This window comes from Corynebacterium sp. ACRPE (assembly GCF_022347435.1).
Lineage (GTDB): Bacteria > Actinomycetota > Actinomycetes > Mycobacteriales > Mycobacteriaceae > Corynebacterium > Corynebacterium tuberculostearicum_D.
The window spans coordinates 22,308-38,002 of sequence record NZ_JAKRNA010000003.1 but is presented as its reverse complement, the minus strand read 5'-3'; the positions used below and the strand labels follow the sequence as shown (position 1 = coordinate 38,002).

The 15,695-nt window shown below is 58.9% G+C and carries 17 protein-coding genes and 2 tRNA genes; 10 read left to right on the top strand and 9 right to left on the bottom strand.

The window, feature by feature from the left end; genetic code table 11:
• Nucleotides 1-29: 29 nt before the first annotated feature.
• The 3 genes from MHY13_RS02640 to MHY13_RS02630 all read left to right on the top strand — a co-directional run bounded on the left by MHY13_RS02640 (nt 30) and on the right by MHY13_RS02630 (nt 2,126).
• Nucleotides 30-200, top strand: a complete 171-nt coding sequence (locus MHY13_RS02640; RefSeq protein ID WP_005329175.1) for a hypothetical protein — start codon at nt 30-32, stop codon at nt 198-200.
• A 39-nt stretch (nt 201-239) separates the two neighbouring features.
• The gene (locus MHY13_RS02635; RefSeq protein WP_005329174.1) at nt 240-821 is read left to right on the top strand and encodes an NADPH-dependent FMN reductase; all 582 of its coding nucleotides are present in this window, start codon (nt 240-242) and stop codon (nt 819-821) included.
• 88 nt (nt 822-909) lie between these two features.
• A protein-coding gene (locus tag MHY13_RS02630) for an IS3 family transposase (protein ID WP_143111770.1) occupies nt 910-2,126 on the top strand; the annotation gives its coding sequence in 2 pieces (ribosomal slippage) (nt 910-1,171 and nt 1,171-2,126; 1,218 coding nt in all).
• Nucleotides 2,127-2,321: 195 nt separating this feature from the next.
• Here MHY13_RS02630 and tig read toward each other — a convergent pair.
• The 3 genes from tig to MHY13_RS02615 all read right to left on the bottom strand — a co-directional run bounded on the left by tig (nt 2,322) and on the right by MHY13_RS02615 (nt 4,800).
• On the bottom strand, nt 2,322-3,680 hold the full coding sequence (tig, locus tag MHY13_RS02625) for a trigger factor (protein WP_005324044.1): 1,359 nt from the start codon (nt 3,678-3,680) through the stop codon (nt 2,322-2,324).
• Between the two features lie 90 nt (nt 3,681-3,770).
• Nucleotides 3,771-3,844: transfer RNA gene (locus tag MHY13_RS02620), tRNA-Pro, on the bottom strand.
• Between the two features lie 134 nt (nt 3,845-3,978).
• Complete coding sequence (locus MHY13_RS02615) at nt 3,979-4,800, bottom strand: DUF1542 domain-containing protein (RefSeq protein ID WP_239280511.1); 822 nt, start codon at nt 4,798-4,800, stop codon at nt 3,979-3,981.
• A gap of 122 nt (nt 4,801-4,922) precedes the next feature.
• Here MHY13_RS02615 and MHY13_RS02610 point away from each other — a divergent pair.
• The 4 genes from MHY13_RS02610 to MHY13_RS02595 all read left to right on the top strand — a co-directional run bounded on the left by MHY13_RS02610 (nt 4,923) and on the right by MHY13_RS02595 (nt 7,460).
• Nucleotides 4,923-4,997: transfer RNA gene (locus tag MHY13_RS02610), tRNA-Gly, on the top strand.
• A gap of 105 nt (nt 4,998-5,102) precedes the next feature.
• The gene (locus MHY13_RS02605) at nt 5,103-5,795 is read left to right on the top strand and encodes a nitroreductase (RefSeq protein ID WP_239280509.1); all 693 of its coding nucleotides are present in this window, start codon (nt 5,103-5,105) and stop codon (nt 5,793-5,795) included.
• 180 nt (nt 5,796-5,975) lie between these two features.
• A complete protein-coding gene (locus tag MHY13_RS02600; RefSeq protein ID WP_239280501.1) occupies nt 5,976-6,608 on the top strand; it encodes a hypothetical protein in 633 nt (210 codons plus the stop codon).
• 18 nt (nt 6,609-6,626) lie between these two features.
• Complete coding sequence (locus MHY13_RS02595; RefSeq protein WP_239236224.1) at nt 6,627-7,460, top strand: aldo/keto reductase; 834 nt, start codon at nt 6,627-6,629, stop codon at nt 7,458-7,460.
• An 82-nt stretch (nt 7,461-7,542) separates the two neighbouring features.
• Here the strand turns inward: MHY13_RS02595 and MHY13_RS02590 are convergent, their stop codons facing one another.
• A complete protein-coding gene (locus tag MHY13_RS02590) occupies nt 7,543-8,016 on the bottom strand; it encodes a ribose-5-phosphate isomerase (protein WP_005327249.1) in 474 nt (157 codons plus the stop codon).
• A 116-nt stretch (nt 8,017-8,132) separates the two neighbouring features.
• Here MHY13_RS02590 and MHY13_RS02585 point away from each other — a divergent pair, with 116 nt between their 5' ends.
• Nucleotides 8,133-8,540 (top strand): MFS transporter, encoded by a 408-nt coding sequence (locus MHY13_RS02585; RefSeq protein WP_204611138.1) that lies wholly within the window; start codon nt 8,133-8,135, stop codon nt 8,538-8,540.
• Between the two features lie 188 nt (nt 8,541-8,728).
• Here MHY13_RS02585 and MHY13_RS02580 read toward each other — a convergent pair whose 3' ends face one another.
• On the bottom strand, nt 8,729-8,890 hold the full coding sequence (locus MHY13_RS02580) for a hypothetical protein (RefSeq protein ID WP_005327251.1): 162 nt from the start codon (nt 8,888-8,890) through the stop codon (nt 8,729-8,731).
• Between the two features lie 256 nt (nt 8,891-9,146).
• Here MHY13_RS02580 and MHY13_RS12235 point away from each other — a divergent pair, with 256 nt between their 5' ends.
• Nucleotides 9,147-9,338 (top strand): excalibur calcium-binding domain-containing protein, encoded by a 192-nt coding sequence (locus tag MHY13_RS12235; RefSeq protein WP_367398069.1) that lies wholly within the window; start codon nt 9,147-9,149, stop codon nt 9,336-9,338.
• A 257-nt stretch (nt 9,339-9,595) separates the two neighbouring features.
• Here the strand turns inward: MHY13_RS12235 and MHY13_RS02575 are convergent, their stop codons facing one another.
• The gene (locus MHY13_RS02575) at nt 9,596-10,219 is read right to left on the bottom strand and encodes a disulfide bond formation protein DsbA (protein WP_204611136.1); all 624 of its coding nucleotides are present in this window, start codon (nt 10,217-10,219) and stop codon (nt 9,596-9,598) included.
• Between the two features lie 97 nt (nt 10,220-10,316).
• Between MHY13_RS02575 and pepN the strand changes: the two genes are divergently transcribed.
• Nucleotides 10,317-12,833 carry an aminopeptidase N gene (gene pepN, locus MHY13_RS02570; protein WP_239280499.1) on the top strand — a complete coding sequence of 839 codons (2,517 nt, stop codon included), beginning with the start codon at nt 10,317-10,319 and terminating at the stop codon, nt 12,831-12,833.
• Here the strand turns inward: pepN and MHY13_RS12230 are convergent.
• The 3 genes from MHY13_RS12230 to MHY13_RS02555 form a co-directional block, all read right to left on the bottom strand.
• Nucleotides 12,826-13,608, bottom strand: coding sequence for a GntR family transcriptional regulator (locus MHY13_RS12230; RefSeq protein ID WP_239280497.1), 783 nt, complete (start codon nt 13,606-13,608; stop codon nt 12,826-12,828). The genes pepN and MHY13_RS12230 overlap by 8 nt on opposite strands.
• 75 nt (nt 13,609-13,683) lie before the next feature.
• Nucleotides 13,684-14,400 carry an SDR family oxidoreductase gene (locus MHY13_RS02560; RefSeq protein WP_204611133.1) on the bottom strand — a complete coding sequence of 239 codons (717 nt, stop codon included), beginning with the start codon at nt 14,398-14,400 and terminating at the stop codon, nt 13,684-13,686.
• A gap of 65 nt (nt 14,401-14,465) precedes the next feature.
• Nucleotides 14,466-15,680 (bottom strand): alkylhydroperoxidase domain protein, encoded by a 1,215-nt coding sequence (locus MHY13_RS02555; protein WP_204611132.1) that lies wholly within the window; start codon nt 15,678-15,680, stop codon nt 14,466-14,468.
• Between the last annotated feature and the right edge of the window lie 15 nt (nt 15,681-15,695).

Here is a 15,695-nt window from a genome sequence, read left to right as displayed (position 1 = left end):
CCATCCGCGAAGGAAACCAACCCGCAGCCATGCGGCTGTTGAATACATCCGCCGCACGAGAGGCCGTCCTCGGGGGGCTTCTAGGACTCATCGAACTGTACTTCCGCCATGAAGAAGGAGACAAAGTAGATGGCTTCCTCACCGCCGCCCACGCTGCCGGCCCACCACCGGCCTTTGGCTGCAAGCCTTTTCTCCCTTGACCACGTCTCCCTACACCCAACTAAGAAAGAAGGTTTACCATGACCACCCCACATATCAGCGTTATCGTCGGCAGCCTGCGCCGAGAGTCATTTGCACGCAAGATTGCACACGAGGTGCTCACGATGATCCCTGAAGGCTACGAGGCAAACATCGTGGAAATCCGTGACTTGCCGCTCTATGACTTCGACTACGATGACCCCGCCGTCACGGACAAGCCCACTCCGGCTGAGTACACCACCTTTCGCGAGACCATCAAGAACTCGAGCGGGATCCTCTTCATTACGCCAGAGAACAACCGCACTATCCCTGCCTGCCTCAAAAACGCAGTGGACATCGGCTCTAAACCCAACTCAGATGTGGCGTGGAAGAACCTTCCCGTAGGTATCATTAGCCACTCTGTAGGCCGCATGGGCGGCTACAGTTCACAGAAGAACCTTCGCCTCGCTCTGTCCTACTTCGACATGCCGCTCCCTGGTCAGCCCGAAGTATTTCTGGGCCAATCCCCCACCCTTTTCGAAGAGTCCGGACATCTCAATCAACGTACCGCAGACTTTGTCAAGGATTACGTTATGCGCTTCCTGCAGTTGACCGACGAGGCCTTTAGAGCCAAGAACGGCTAGCGGTATCCCCAGCCAACACACATCATGCTGAGGTTACCCTCGTTTAGTGGACACCCTATTTGTGCGGATCTTGTGTCCGTAGGAGAGGATGTTCATTGTGAGTCAACAGCGCAAGAAGTACACGCCGGAGTACCGGCGTGAAGCCGCGAACTTGGTAATCGAGTCAGAGCGCCCGATCGCTCATGTGGCTAAGGAGATTGGCGTCTCCGCCGGGCTTTTAGGCCGGTGGGTCAAACTCGAGCGTGAACGCCGAGGGGCCTCGGATGGGATGAGTGAGGCGGATCTTCGTGCTGAGAATGCTCGTCTGCGCCGTGAGTTGGCGGAAGCCAAGATGGATAATGAGTTCTTGTCAAAAGCGACAGCCTTCTTCGCCGCGAAGCAACGCGAGCAGAAAAGTTCGAATTGATGCAGCAGGAGAAGGCAAACTACAGCATCAAACGCATGGCACGGCTATTAAAAGTGTCTCGGTCTGGATACTACAAATGGGCTGATACGCAGCAGAAGCGACTATCTGGCGAAAATGATCGTGCTGCATTTTACGATGGCGTTGACCGAAAGATTCATCAGATTTGGAAAGACTCCGATGAGGTTTATGGTGCTCCGCGGATCACCGCAGAACTTACCGAGCGCTACCAGATCACCCTGAATCGCAAGACTGTGGCTAAGCGGATGCGCATGATGGGCATTGAAGGGATTTCACCGCGTGCCTTTGTCCCGGTGACAACGATTCAATCCAAGCGTAAGTCAGCTCTTCCTGACCTGGTCAAGCGCATGTTTGATACTGGTGAGCTCAACCGAGTGTGGATGTCGGATATTACCTACCTACGCACCAGCGAGGGATGGTTGTACTTGTGTGCGGTCCGCGACGGCCATTCCCGCAGGGTGCTGGGCTGGGCGATGGATAGCGTTCAAGATACATGCCTGGTCGAACGGGCCCTGCGGATGGCATATACACTGCGCGGTGACGTTCCTGATGGGCTGGTGTTCCACGCTGACCGCGGAACGCAATTTACCAGCGAGAAGCTCTGGGAAGTCTGCCATAACCTGGGCATTGCTCAGTCTGTGGGGCGTACTGGTGTGTGCTTTGATAACGCGATGGCTGAGTCGTTCTGGTCGACGCTTAAAACCGAGTTCTACGACCGTAAGCGTTGGCCAACCCGTGATGCTGCGCGCAAGGCCGTTGCCTACTGGATGGAAGTCGTTTACAACCGTCGGCGCCGGCACTCTGCACTAGGGATGGTCAGTCCCGTCGACTTCGAAAACCACATTGGTCTAACCACCAGTAGAAAAGAAATAGCTGCCTAAGCACTAGGTAGCCCCACTACGTGTCCACGATTTGCGGGCAACCCCAATGCCCTCTTCGAAGTACTCAAAGACTCCTAGAGGGCGTTCACAATGACACAAACCCCGGATTCAGGCTCATCCTTGAGTTACCTGAATCCGGGGTTTCATGCGCGCTCGCCACCACACATGTGGCAGCAGCGCGTTACAAGCGGGAGATTACTTCTCCTCGGAAGCTTCTGCAGCGTCCTCTTCTTCGATTTCACCGAAGTACTGGTCAACGTCCACGTCGTTTCCCTCTTCATCCTTGACGGTGGTGCGGCAGATAGCGGCAGCCAGTGCCTTGCCACGGCGCACGTCAGAGAAGAGGTTTGCGATCTGGCCGTTGGACTGCAGCTGCTGAATGAACTGGTTCGGGTCCATGCCGTAGGACTGAGCGGTGAACAGGATGTGGTCGGTCAGCTCCTGCTGGGAAACTTCCGGCTCTTCCTTCTCGGCTACGGCGTCAAGGAACAGCTGGGTGCGGACGGACTCTTCTGCCTGCTCGCGAGTCTGCTTATCAAACTCTTCGCGGGAGGTGCCCTGTGCCTCAAGGAGCTGAGCCAGTGCCTTCTCATCGTGAGCCAGCTGGCCCAGGATCTGGTGCAGCTGGGAGTGAGCCTGCTCGTCCACTACGGACTGCGGGAGTTCGAATTCAACCTCGGACAGTGCGGACTTCAGAACCTCATCGCGGATCTGTGCAGCCTGCTCAGCCTTCTTGGTCTCCTCCACCTGGGTCTTGGTGGATTCACGCAGCTCGTCCATGGTGTCGAACTCAGAAGCCATCTGAGCGAACTCATCGTCCATAGCCGGCAGCTTGCGCTCCTTGGACTGCTGGACATGGACCTTGATGGTGGCCTCTTCGTCCTTGTGCTCACCGGACTGGATGGTGGAGGTGAACTCGTTATCCTCACCGGTCTTCATGCCGCGCAGGGCGGTATCCAGACCCTTGATAAGGTCATCGTCGCCAATGCGGTAGGACAGGCCCTCGGTGGAAGCGTCTTCGATCTTCTCGCCGTCAATTTCAGCGGTGATGTCGATGATGGCGTAGTCGCCGGTCTTCATCTTGCGCTTGGTGTCCTTGAGCTCACCGAAGCGCTCTGCCAGCTCCTCCAGAGCCTTGTCGACGTCCTCTTCGTCAGCCTTTAGGGCTGGGACGGTAACGGAGATCTTGGAGAAGTCCGGAATCTCGAACTCAGGGCGGATATCAACCTCTGCGGTGAACTCTACGAAGTCCTTGTCCTCGATCTTGGAAATGTCAACGTCCGGCTGACCGATGACCTTCAGATCGTTTTCCTTGACTGCCTGCTCGTAGCGGGAAGGCAGCATGTCATTGACAACCTGCTCCAGGATGGGGCCGCGGCCGAAGCGAGCGTCAATAAGCTGGCGCGGTGCCTTGCCCTTACGGAAACCTGGAATAGAAACCTGCTGCGCGATTGCCGCGTAAGCTTGATCGATTTCCTGGTCCAGCTCCGCAAACGGAACGTTGACGGTGAGCTTAACGCGGGTATCGCTCAGCTTGTCTACGGTGGTCTTCACGAGTGAATCTCCCTGGCTTCATTGTTTTACGTACATAAACTTAAAGGGGGTCCGGAAATCCTTATTAGGGCATTTCCAGACCCCCATACGTCGGGGCGACAGGATTTGAACCTGCGACCCCCTGCTCCCAAAGCAGGTGCGCTACCAAACTGCGCCACGCCCCGTATGTAGGCCACCAAGTTACCTTGGCTGCGTTGCATACCTGAGACAGTGTACCGTGTCCGTTTTAAATCTCCTAAACGGGCCCCCACTTAATGGAATCAACGCAGCACAGAGGACGATTTTGACAGCCTATCGGCTAGAAATCGAAGTCGAAATCAAACATTCCGTCAAAGAATCCACCGCCATCGCCATCGCCAAGGCCGTCAAACAGGCCGCCGCCGTCATCGCCACCGCCCATGTCGCCAGCGTCGCCAGCGTCACCGCCCATGTCGCCAGCATCGCCCATGCCGTCACCACCGCCCCAGTCGCCGCTTTCAGCAGCGGCCGCGGAATAACCAATGCCAGACATACCGGAGAACAGGGCATTAAACATCATGGAGTAGCCAACCATCCACACGCCGGTCTGCAATGCATCGGCCCACCACGGACGCGAGTACCACCCTGCCGGAACTGGGCGCCCTGCGACGGTTCCGCCTGGGTAGTAGTTCGGGGTATCCGCGGAGGCATACGGCGAGGCCGTAATCTGCTGACCATTCGCTTCCACCGTGCGCCTTTCCGTTACCTTGCCGGCGGCGCGCTGCCCCTCGAGCGGTGGCAACTCTGGGCCCGGGTTCATGCCCATAATCTCGCGCGCGGCATTCACATAGTGCATGCCTTCCAGAGCGGACTCACGCGCTAGGTTTGCCTGCTTTGCGGTGGTGGCGCGCGAAATTGCTGAGTTAGCCGCAGTAAAGCGCTCGGATGCATCGGCCATTGCCTGCTGGGAGGCAGAATCGGTGCCAGAAATCTGCATTACCTGTCCACCCAGGCGTTCAATCCACCGGCGAGCATCTGCTTGCGCATCGGCCAATTGCTGTGCTTCTCGTTCCTCGCGGCGTTTTTGCGAGTTGCGCGAAGACATAAACCACGCGCCTCCACCCACTGCCAGCACAAGGAGCAAAATTACCACTATGATCATCGCTTTCTATTGGTAGGGCCGTTCCGCTTATAACAACGGCTCGGGCGCCAGCCTAGTTCCCTATTTTCATTTTTGCCGCCGCGTGCGCTAAAGTATGGCGCAGCGTTTCAATAGCGCGCTGTGGGAATGTCGTATAGTGGCTAATACCTCAGCCTTCCAAGCTGAAGACGCGGGTTCGATTCCCGTCATTCCCTCCACGTATCGCCCATCTTTCAGGTGGGCGATTTTCTGTTTTGCATCCATCATCGCTGGCTACTCATGGTAAACGGCGTACGCGTGCAACGAAGTGTAGGGTGGCGCGCATGACTTCAACCAATAAGTATTCGGAGTTTATCCGCAACCGTCATTCGCCTCGCGCGTTTCTGCCAGACCCCATGCCGGTAGAAGACATCAAGCAGGTCTTGGAGGACGCTCAATCCGCACCGTCCAACTCCAATACCCAGCCGTGGAACGTCCACGTGGTGGGCGGAGAAAAGCTCAAAGAGCTCAGCGCCGCGCTGATTAAGGAATTCGACACCAACGGCCTCAGCCCGGACTTCACCACCGATTATGGTGAGGGCATCCATCCCCAGCGTTCCCAAGAACTGGCCGCCAAAATGTACGGGCTGCTGGGCATTGAGCGCGAGGATAAAGAAGGCCGCGTGGAGTTCGTCCGAGAAAACCTGCGCTTCTTTGGCGCGCCGCATGCGGTACTTCTTTTTATCCCACCGATGGGCGACCGCATCCGTGCCGCCTTTGACCAGGGAACCTACACCGAAAACTTCCTGCTTTCCCTGGAGGCACACGGTTATCACGGCATCCCGCAGGGCATGATTTCCCTAATTGCGCCAACCGCACGCGAATTCCTCGGCGTGGACGAGGACTACAAGCTGGTCACCGCCATCACCTTTGGTACGGCCGATGAATCTAGCCCAGTCTTTAATACGGCCCCAGGCCGCGCGCCTCTCTCAGAGACCGTGACGGTGCACGGTATCGAGGGGCTGGAGCTCGATTAGCGCCAGCTCCCCTTAGGAAGCTACTTTCAACGATTTCGTCCATTTAAACCACCGCGACCGTCGACGAAATAGGCGATTTATAGGGACGAAATCGTTGAATCGTCTCGGCGAGCGTCCGCTCACCAATATCACTAAGCAAAGTTGGCCGAAGGGGGCGTCGGCAAGCCTAGAATTGAGTCCATGGATATCACTCTTGCGACCTTTGACCATGCGCCGGAAACCGCACTGCGCGGCGTTCGTTTTAAAAACACGTGGGTGCCTTCGGAAACCTATGCGGACTCCCGCCGCGGCACCCTGACCGGCCAGTACCCGCAGCGACAGGCCACCACGCGCATCAACGAGGTTTTTGCTGGGGTGGGCTATGAGGTCCGCGAAGACACGCAACCGGCCGGTGAAGACGTCTTTCGCTTGCTAGAACAGCCCAGCCTGGAGGAACTCGACCAGGTTGAAGGCGTCATTGCCGTCTGCTCCCTGCTAGGTGGAAATGCCCCGATGTCGGTGCTATGGCCGGGCGTGGCGGAAACCGGAGAGAATAACGAGCTGGTCTCCCCTATTGACTTGGCGCCCACCCTCGCCGCCATTGCCGGGCTGGATGTGCGGCCCAATGCTCGCTTGTCCTTCGATGGGTTGAACTTGGTTCCGGTACTGCGCCATGGCGCCTCGGGGCACGCCGCGTTGTTCTTTGACAATGGCGTGCGCATGATTGATGCCGCGCTTATCGACGGCACCGCTACCCCACCCCACGAGCGCGCCCGCCTGCAAGATGAGTGGGAGACGTGGAATAAATTCATCACGCTCGGCCCACTGCAGTAGGCAGGTAGTCTGGGGCGCATGAGCGTACCTAACATCACCCTTAATGACGGCAATACCATCCCGCAGCTGGGCTTTGGCGTATTCCAGATGGATCCGGATAAGACCGAAGAGCTGGTAGCCGAGGCCCTGCGCGTGGGCTATCGCCATATCGATACCGCCGCTATCTATGGCAATGAAGAAGGCGTAGGTAAGGCTATTGCGAAGTCCGGCATCCCGCGCGAGGAACTTTTTGTCACCACCAAGCTGTGGAATGACCGCCAGACCGATGCCGCCGCAGCTCTTGATGAGTCTTTGGACAAGCTCGGCCTAGAGTATGTGGATCTCTACCTCATCCATTGGCCGACCCCGGCGAAGGGAACCTACGTCGAGGCCTGGCAGCAGCTCATCGAGTTGCAGAAGCAGGGCAAGGCAAAGTCCATCGGCGTCTCCAACTTCGAGCTCGAGCACCTGGACCAGCTGGAGCTCAAGACCGACGTTAAGCCGGCGGTCAATCAGGTCGAGCTTCACCCCTACCTGCAGCGCTGGCGCGAGCTGGACGCCTTCCGCGCCCACACCGTAGCTATTGAGGCATGGGGGCCTTTGGGCCAGGGTAAGAGCGATATTTTGGATGCCCCCGAGGTCACCGACGCCGCTGCAGCGCACGATGTCAGCCCAGCGCAGGTCGTCATCCGCTGGCACCTGCAGAATGGCGTCATCCTCTTCCCCAAGTCCGCCACGCCATCGCGCATCGCGGAGAATTTCGACGTCTTCGGCTTTGAGCTCACCGAGGACGAGATGTCTGCCATCACCGCCTTGGATGAGGGCGAAGAGGGACGTGGCGGTCCGCACCCGAATGACATGAATGACGCTTAAGCCTTAGCGCCTCGGCCGAGCCGACCGGTGCGCACACAGAAACGCCGCGGAACCACCATTGGTCCGCGGCGTTTTGCGTGGCTTAGGCCTCTGGCAACTCCGGGGCGATGCCGGTGCGCTCGTATTCCGCCAAGATGTCGATGCGGCGCTGGTGGCGCTCCGCGCGGGACCATTCTTGGTCTAGGAAGGCGTCGACGATTTCCAGTGCCTGCTCCTCGGTGTGCATGCGGCCACCGATGCCGATGAGCTGGGCATTGTTGTGCTCACGGGCAAGGCGGGCGGTCTCTGCGGACCAGGCCAGTGCGCAGCGAGCACCCTTGACCTTATTGGCGGCAATCTGCTCGCCGTTGCCGGAGCCGCCGAGCACGATGCCCAGGGAGCCTGGGTCGTTGACGGTGCGTTGTGCCGCTTCGATGCAGAAGGCTGGATAGTCATCCTCGGCATCGTAGGTATGGGCGCCGCAGTCAATGACTTCGTGGCCCTGCTTGGTGAGGTGTTCAGCGATCAGGTTCTTGGTTTCGAAACCTGCGTGGTCTGCTCCTAGATATACGCGCATGGCCCACATTCTACCGGCCCGGCGCGTCTGGAGGAGGCTTAGCGCCCACCCTGTTTCGTATTACATTTTCCTGATAGGCTCGCGGGCGACCACAATCGCTATAAAGGAGGAAAGCCATGCCTATAACCAAACCAGTCCTCGCGCTCTACGGCGGGAGCCTTCTCGCCTGCATCATTATGCTTGGCGTTCAAGTTTCCGGCAGCGGGGGCTTCCTCCTCCCGCTTATCGCAAGCATTCTTGCCACTTTGGCTCACCTGGGCCTGGGAGTGTGGTGGATTGCGCAAAAGGTGCGCGGGAAACCGAGGTCCAACGGGGGCGCAATTGCGGCCGGCATTATCGCGCTTCTTGCCGGTGCCTCGTGGGCATCCTGGGCGCTAGTCGCGTGGGACGACTTTCGGGCCGGCATGGAACTTCCCTCTATCAATATCGCAGGTCTGCCGGCGTTCATCTTGACCCCGCTAACCATCGCACTGTGCGTCGGCGCTGCGATTCAGCTGCGCCGACGCGAAAAGAGCGCCCAGTAGCTCCAAGAAACAGATTTTTTGGGTGGAAACTCTTTCTTTGCCTTTAGGCTGCCGGCAACGATCAGCTCCGGCACCACTTACCGTCGCTTCAATTCTAGAAATCAGACGATTCATATCCAGAACAGGACAGGAAATGGCTAAGAACCGAGTAGCCTCTTAGTAAGAGTCTGAAACTCTCCCCCAAAGGACTAGAGCATGAAAAAACTACTACCTATTCTCGTCACAACCACGCTTTTGATATCAGCATGTAGCGATTCAGGTGAAAGCTCCGAGACCACTTCGAGCACGACCAGCAGCAGTCCGTCGAGCACCACCACGTCCTCTACGACTAGCTCGACAAGTAGCGCCACTACCTCCTCAATTAGCGAGGTTACGCCTCCATCAGAGGTCGAAGAACCTGGCGAAGAGGATGAGCACGACGATGACGATCTCCACGTACACGATAACCCGAACGCTGCATTAGGCGACTCAGATGAGGAAGAACAAGCTGAGCAAGCTCCTGCAGAGAAGACCGTTTCCTCTTGTGGAGACCCCTCAATTCATGAACGCGGCACAACGTTTTTCTCGGACGGCACCTCCGGTTGGACTCAACAATGCTCAGATGAAATGGCGCCACAGGTTGCACAGCAATTCGTAGCACCGCCGGCCGAGCAACAAAACGACCCAGCACCAGCCGGTGGTGGATCTGGTCGAACCTGCGCCGAAATTGGGCACAAAGTCTATCCTGGCGACCCTGACTACTCGCCGGCACGGGACGCTAACGGCGACGGTGTGGGCTGCGAATCCTATCCGGGATAATGCATTCTCTGATTTATGCGGAGAATTAAAGACTAAATAGGGGCAGGCAAGGAAGGCACGCCCTGTCTTCCGGCTTCCCTTAGTTTCTCCGCAGCTTCTCCGCTTACCGCTGCTGAGTTCTCCTTGCAAAACCATTTTGGTCCCGCAAATCCAGCAGCAAGAGTGCGCAATTTAGCCCCATGCCCCTACGTCAGAAGGGTTTGACTCACCAGCGCCTTCTACTGGAGCGTGAGGTGAGTAATGATCCTCGTTTTGGCTTAGTTCTCCTCCACCTGGGGCATCTCGGTGCGGGAGCGCTTGAGCTCGAAGAAGTAGGGGTACTGGGCAAGGCGCAGGGAGGCGTCGAAAAGCTCGCCTGCTTCTTCGCCGGTAGGAATGCGGGTAATGACTGGGCCAAAGAAGGCGGTCTCGCCCAGCTTGATAACCGGGGTGCCTACCTCATCGCCCACAGCGGAAATGCCGTTGTGGTGGTACTCGCGCAGCTTCTCATCATAGTCCTCGGTATTGGCTACCTCGGCGAACTCGGCGGGGAGGTCCACCTCCGCTAGGGCCTGGGCGATGATGTCATCATAAGCGCCAAAACCGGTGCGCATACCGTTGCCCTTGGCGTGAATCAGGGTGCCCATTGCGGTGTAGAGCTCGTCTACCTTTTCTGGGCGCTCGGCCTTGACTTTGGCAAAGACGCGGGCTGGGCCCCAGTTAGCCTTCATCATGTCCATATAGGTGGAGTCAAGATCGCGGCCGTCATTGAGCACGGACAGGGACATAGGCTCGAACTCGACCTCAATGTCGCGCACCTTTTCTACTTCCTTAATCCAGCGCGAGGTGGCCCACGCGAAGGGGCAAGATACGTCGAACCAGAACTTTACTGCGTCAGCCATAAATACTCCTTTGATTGAAAAAGTTTGCCCCACCAGCCTAGGTGCACGACTACTGTGGATGCAGAACTATTTTCGGCTTAGAAGGAGAATATAGGCCATGACCTCTATAAACCTGACTCGCGAGGAAGCGGTTCAGCGCTCCCGAATGATCGAGGTGGACCACTACGATGTCACTTTAGACCTCAAGTATTCGGACACCCACTTCTTGTCCACCACGAAGGTGAGCTTTACCTCGCGGGAGATCGGCTCCGCGTTTATCGATCTGCGCGCCGAGGAAATCCAGGAGGTACGCCTCAACGGCAATCCCCTGCCCACTGAGTCCTATAACCCCACCTACGGCATTCCACTGTCTGGCCTTCAGGTAGCCGATTACACGCTGGAAGTCACCGCCAAAATCCCGTACTCCCGCACCGGTGAGGGCCTGCACCGCTTTGTCGACCCCGCCGATGACAAGGTCTACCTTTATACCCAGTTTGAAACTGCCGATGCCAAGCGCGTCTTCGCCTGCTTTGACCAGCCGGATATGAAGGCCACCTACGCGCTGCATTTTAAGGCGCCCGAAGAGTGGACCATCATTAGCAATGGCCCGGTGACCTGGGAGGGCGATGTGGCCAGCACGACTATTGACTACCCGTTGTCCACCTACCTGGTAGCCCTGTGCGCCGGCCCGTACCACGAGGTGACCGATACCTGGCGCGGCGAGCTGACCGCACACCCAGAGGGCAAGCCGGCCCAAAAGCTCGAGGTGCCACTCGGCATCTACTGCCGCGCTTCGCTCGCCCACGCGCTGGATGCCGAGCGCCTATTTACTGAGACCAAGCAGGGCTTTGATTTCTACCACCGCAACTTCGGCTTCCCCTACCCCTTTGGCAAGTATGACCAAATTTTCGTGCCGGAGTTCAACGCCGGCGCGATGGAAAATGCCGGCTGCGTCACCATCCGCGATGAGTACGTCTTTACTTCCCAGGCCACGCACTATAAATATGAGCGCCGCGCCGATACCGTCCTGCACGAGTTGGCCCATATGTGGTTCGGTGACCTGGTCACCATGCAGTGGTGGGACGATTTGTGGCTCAATGAGTCCTTCGCCACCTGGTCCGCCGCCATCTCCCAGGCAGAGGAAACCGAATACGATACTGCGTGGGTCACCTTTGCGAATGTGGAGAAATCCTGGGCTTATCAGCAGGATCAGCTGCCGACCACCCACCCGATTTCCACCGATGCCAGCGATATCGAAACGGTGGAGCAAAACTTCGATGGCATCACTTACGCCAAGGGCGCTTCAGTGCTGAAGCAGCTGCAGGCTTATGTCGGCCGAGAGAACTTCCTGGCCGGTGTGCGCCGCCACTTCGCCGCCCATGCATGGGGAAATGCCACCTTTGATGATCTGTTGCGCCACCTGGAAGAGGCCTCCGGCCGCGACCTTTCCTTCTGGGCGCAGCAGTGGCTCAAGACCTCCGGCATCAATACGCTCAGCGTAGCGCTCAATGCGGATGAGTCCGGCACGATTACCCATGCTTATCTCACCCAGGGCGGCGATACCCTGCGCACCCACCGCGTGGCGGTAGGCCTGTATAACCTGCAGGACGGCAAGGTGGTGCGCACCGATCGCATCGAGATGGATATCGATGGCGCTTCCACCGAGATTCCAGAGCTCATCGGCCGCCAGTTGGCAGACATTGATTTCCTGCTGCCCAACGACGATGACCTGACCTATTGCCTCATCGAGCTGGACGCGGGTTCCCTGCAATTCCTGCTGGACAATATTGATAAGTTCGCCGATCCCATGGCCCGCACCCTGTGCTGGTCTACTGCTTGGGAGATGACCCGCGCCGGTACTATGCGCGCCCGCGATTTCATCCAGCTGGTTGCCCGCGGCATGCAGGCGGAGACGGAGCTCGCCGTCCTCGAGCGCATTGTCTTGCAGGCGTCTAGCGCGCTGAAGAACTATGCCGATCCACAGTGGGCCGCCCAGAGCACCCTGCTTGCCGACGCCCTCCTCGACGGCGCCCACAGCCCCGATGCCCAGCGCTCCATCATCTGCACCCAGGCACTGGCGAAGATTCGCCTGCACGATAGCGCGCGCGACTATCTGCGGGGCGTGCTCGAGTCCTCCGCGGATGCGGGGCTGCGCTGGTCCGCACTGGCGGCACTTGCCGCCGATGGCGCGGTAGAAGACGTCCCCGCTGCCGCGGATGCGCAACTCGAGCGCGATAATTCCGCCACCGGCTACTACTCTTCCCTGCGTGCCCGCGCAGCCGTGGCAACCGCCGAGAACAAGCGCGCGGTATGGGAAGAAATCGTGGCGGGAAATCTCACCAACCGCGAGCTCACCTCCAAGCTGGAAGGCCTGCTCTACCCGCATAGCGATGAGTTCCTGCCCACCGCGGAGTTCTTCGATATCGCAGAAAAGGTATGGTCTTCCCAATCCTCCGAGGTGGCACTGACCACCGTGACGGGTCTCTTCCCTTCCTGGGATATCACGCACAAGGGCCTGGAGCGCGCCGATGCCTTTTTGAAGAAGGATCTGCCGGGTGGTCTGCGCCGTACGGTCACCGAGCAGCGTGACCGCGTGGCCCGCGCGCTGCGCAACCGCCAGGTAGACGCTAGCTAAGCCGACTTCCCGCGCCGTTGCCCTGGCCCGGTAGGGGTTGCGGCGCGGGATCCTCGCCCAAGACCACTTCGACGTTGGCGATATCAGAGCGCAGCGACTCTTCAATATAGGCAAAGACCCCGCCCGATTTGGTCTTGAGCAGCCGCACGAACCGAAGCAGCGGGTGTGATCGGCTCACGTGCAAAAGTTTCTGCTCTTCGGTACGAGCGGTAGCGGCGCGCATGCTCTCGCGTTTAAAGACGGGCTTGAGGTTGTAGCCAGCCAGGATTTCCATAATGGGCTCGCGCAGATCGTGCTGATTGAGATCGGGAGCCATATCTACCGGGATGGTGTAGCGCGAAAGGATGACGGGCTTGCCATCGACGGTATAGAGGCGCTTGATATCCCACGCAAAGGTGGAATCGCTAACGCCCAGTACCGCTGCTACATGCTTGGGCACGTGGGCCTTGTTAACGGAGACCACGCGCACGGCGGTGTCGTGCCCGCGCTCTCGCAGCTGGGTGACGATATTGTCCTTGTTGGTCAGGCTCAGTGTAGGGGGAACCGTGCGCACGTAGGTGCCGCCACTGCGCCCGCGGCGGCGGTCAATGAGGCCTTCTACTTCCAAAATGTCTAAGGCATGGCGCACGGTCATGCGCGCGACATGGAATTCCCGGACCAATTCGCGTTCGGTAAGAAATTTCTGACCGGGTTCTAGTTCGTTGCGTTCGATCTTGTCGCGTAGGGCATCCGAGATACGGAGATAGGCGGGCCGTTTTCGGCTTTGGGAAGTCACAGCCCCCGAGTGTAATGGACACCCCTGGAGACCAACCCCATTAATGTGTGATGTCCATTACCACAACTTGCGTTCCTACTTGCGCAGATGTAACTCGATTCGCGGCCTGACCTGGATTTCCGTCAGCTGGGTGGTGGGGCCTGCCTCTACCACGGTACGAATGGCACGAGCCACCTCAGCCGGGGCAATGACCTGGGAGGGATCATAATCCTGCAGACCCTTCAGCATCGGGGTATCGGTAGGCCCCGGAGCCACCGTGGATACGCGGATACCCGGCTCAGAGATGCGCAGTCCATCGGCGAGTGCATACAACGCGTGCTTGGTCGCCGCGTAGATGACGTTATCGCCGTAGCTGTGGCGTCCAGCGCCAGAGTTGATAAAGACCACGGTGCCTTCCGCTTTGCGCAACTGCGGCAGCAAGGCGCGGGTGAGCTCAGCAGGGGCGTGCACGTTGAGGTCCATGTGCGCGCGCCAATTTTCCGGCGTGGCTTCCTCCACCGAGTACTTGGTAGCCCGTGCGGCCGCGTGGACGAGCACGTCCACACGGTCTAGCTCCGGCAGCTTCATACCTTCATCGAGGCCGGCGACGAGGTCGATGGCCACCGGCGTAATGGAGTCCGATTCGGGCAGTTCCGCCGCGCTACGGCCCAGTGCATACACGTGGTAATCACCGGCCAGGTCAGCGATGATTTCGCGGCCCATGCCGCCGGTAGCGCCGGTGACGACGGCGACCTTCTGCGGGGCTTCGCTCTCCGAGAGTGCTGGTGCGGTGGCGTTCTTTGTATCAGTCATGCCGCCCCATCATAGGGATCCTTTGCTCTAAGCGTCGCACCGAACCAGTCACCGGCGGTAGCCGATTAACGGAAGCGCTTAGGCACGTCCGGCTGGCCCAGGGTGAGCATCAAACGATTAGCCCAGTTGAAGAAGGAGGAAGCATAAATCAGGTCCAGGATGGACTGATCATCGAATCCGGCCGCACGCAGGTCTGCGCATAGGGCCGCATCGAAGGCAAACGGGGTTTCCGTCAGCGCCACTGCGGCGCGACGGATAAGGTCCCATTCCTTTGAGCCAAGGTCGGTGTCGATGCCCTCGTCCAAGAGGCGGTCTACGATTTCACGGTCGCCGCCTTCCTGGACGCACCGCGCCTGGTGCACGGAGGCACAGTACTCGCAGCCGTTGTAGCGCGAAGCCACAGTAGCGGCGAGCTCGCGGTCCGCACGGGAGAGGCCGCCCTCGGTGTTATAGAAGATGTCCAGGTCAGTCAGCGTGCGCGCCTTCAAGGCCGCAGGGTCGCGGGCAAGCAAGCGGAAGTACTCGGAATCGATGCGCTCTGGCTTAATGAGGGCATCGGTATGCACCGCGGTGAAATCCTCCTTCGCCAGCGCCTCTACCCAGGGCTTCCAGCCCAGGGAGTGGTTGGCAAAGCGATCAGGCAGCACGGTATCGGGCTGCAACGTAGTCGCAGTAACCTCCCAACCCGGATCGGCCACGCCGGCGGCGCGCTCGGCTGCGGGGTGGGATGCGGGATCCTCGCCAGAAAGTACACGCAGGCCGTGGACCACGCGCAGCTGGAAGGCCAAAAATGCCACCAGCTGGGACAGGCTGACGATATCCGTGGCGGACCATCCTGCGGCATCGAGGTGCCCGATGGCCTGCGGGGAGGCATCCTTGGGGTGGAAGGCCAGAAGGTGCGCCCAATCAAAGGCCGCAGCTAGGCGCGTGCCCAGCGCGGCTTCCGCTGAGGTATCGCCGAAGATAAGGAAATCACCCTGGTGATACGGGCCGGTGGACACGCCGCGCTGGCTCGCGGCGCGCACGGCGGCAACAAGGTCCTCGTCGGCCTCATCTTCCAGCAAGTCGAAGTAGAAATCCGCAGCCTCGCTCGCTTGGTAGATTGCAGCGGTAAAAGCCGCAACGGCATAGCGCTCCGTATAGGAGAACTCGCCTGGTTCTGCAGGCTCGAGCAAAGCGCTAAAGCTCAGTTGCGCATTGTCCTGCGCATCATGGCGCGCACGGCGCAGCTGTTGCACCTCGGCGCTGGCGTGGGAGAGCTCATTAATAATGTCAGTCATATTTTCAGTCCAACC

What these genes read in the sequence shown, in the direction of transcription:
- MHY13_RS02640 (WP_005329175.1), top strand. Translation starts at nt 30, where the DNA reads ATGCGGCTGTTGAATACATCCGCCGCACGAGAGGCCGTCCTCGGGGGG.
- MHY13_RS02575 (WP_204611136.1), bottom strand. Translation starts at nt 10,219, where the DNA reads ATGGCTGACGCAGTAAAGTTCTGGTTCGACGTATCTTGCCCCTTCGCG.
- MHY13_RS02635 (WP_005329174.1), top strand. Translation starts at nt 240, where the DNA reads ATGACCACCCCACATATCAGCGTTATCGTCGGCAGCCTGCGCCGAGAG.
- MHY13_RS12235 (WP_367398069.1), top strand. Translation starts at nt 9,147, where the DNA reads ATGGCGCCACAGGTTGCACAGCAATTCGTAGCACCGCCGGCCGAGCAA.
- MHY13_RS02605 (WP_239280509.1), top strand. Translation starts at nt 5,103, where the DNA reads ATGACTTCAACCAATAAGTATTCGGAGTTTATCCGCAACCGTCATTCG.
- MHY13_RS02595 (WP_239236224.1), top strand. Translation starts at nt 6,627, where the DNA reads ATGAGCGTACCTAACATCACCCTTAATGACGGCAATACCATCCCGCAG.
- MHY13_RS02600 (WP_239280501.1), top strand. Translation starts at nt 5,976, where the DNA reads ATGGATATCACTCTTGCGACCTTTGACCATGCGCCGGAAACCGCACTG.
- MHY13_RS02560 (WP_204611133.1), bottom strand. Translation starts at nt 14,400, where the DNA reads ATGACTGATACAAAGAACGCCACCGCACCAGCACTCTCGGAGAGCGAA.
- MHY13_RS02590 (WP_005327249.1), bottom strand. Translation starts at nt 8,016, where the DNA reads ATGCGCGTATATCTAGGAGCAGACCACGCAGGTTTCGAAACCAAGAAC.
- pepN (WP_239280499.1), top strand. Translation starts at nt 10,317, where the DNA reads ATGACCTCTATAAACCTGACTCGCGAGGAAGCGGTTCAGCGCTCCCGA.
- MHY13_RS02555 (WP_204611132.1), bottom strand. Translation starts at nt 15,680, where the DNA reads ATGACTGACATTATTAATGAGCTCTCCCACGCCAGCGCCGAGGTGCAA.
- MHY13_RS02585 (WP_204611138.1), top strand. Translation starts at nt 8,133, where the DNA reads ATGCCTATAACCAAACCAGTCCTCGCGCTCTACGGCGGGAGCCTTCTC.
- MHY13_RS02615 (WP_239280511.1), bottom strand. Translation starts at nt 4,800, where the DNA reads ATGATCATAGTGGTAATTTTGCTCCTTGTGCTGGCAGTGGGTGGAGGC.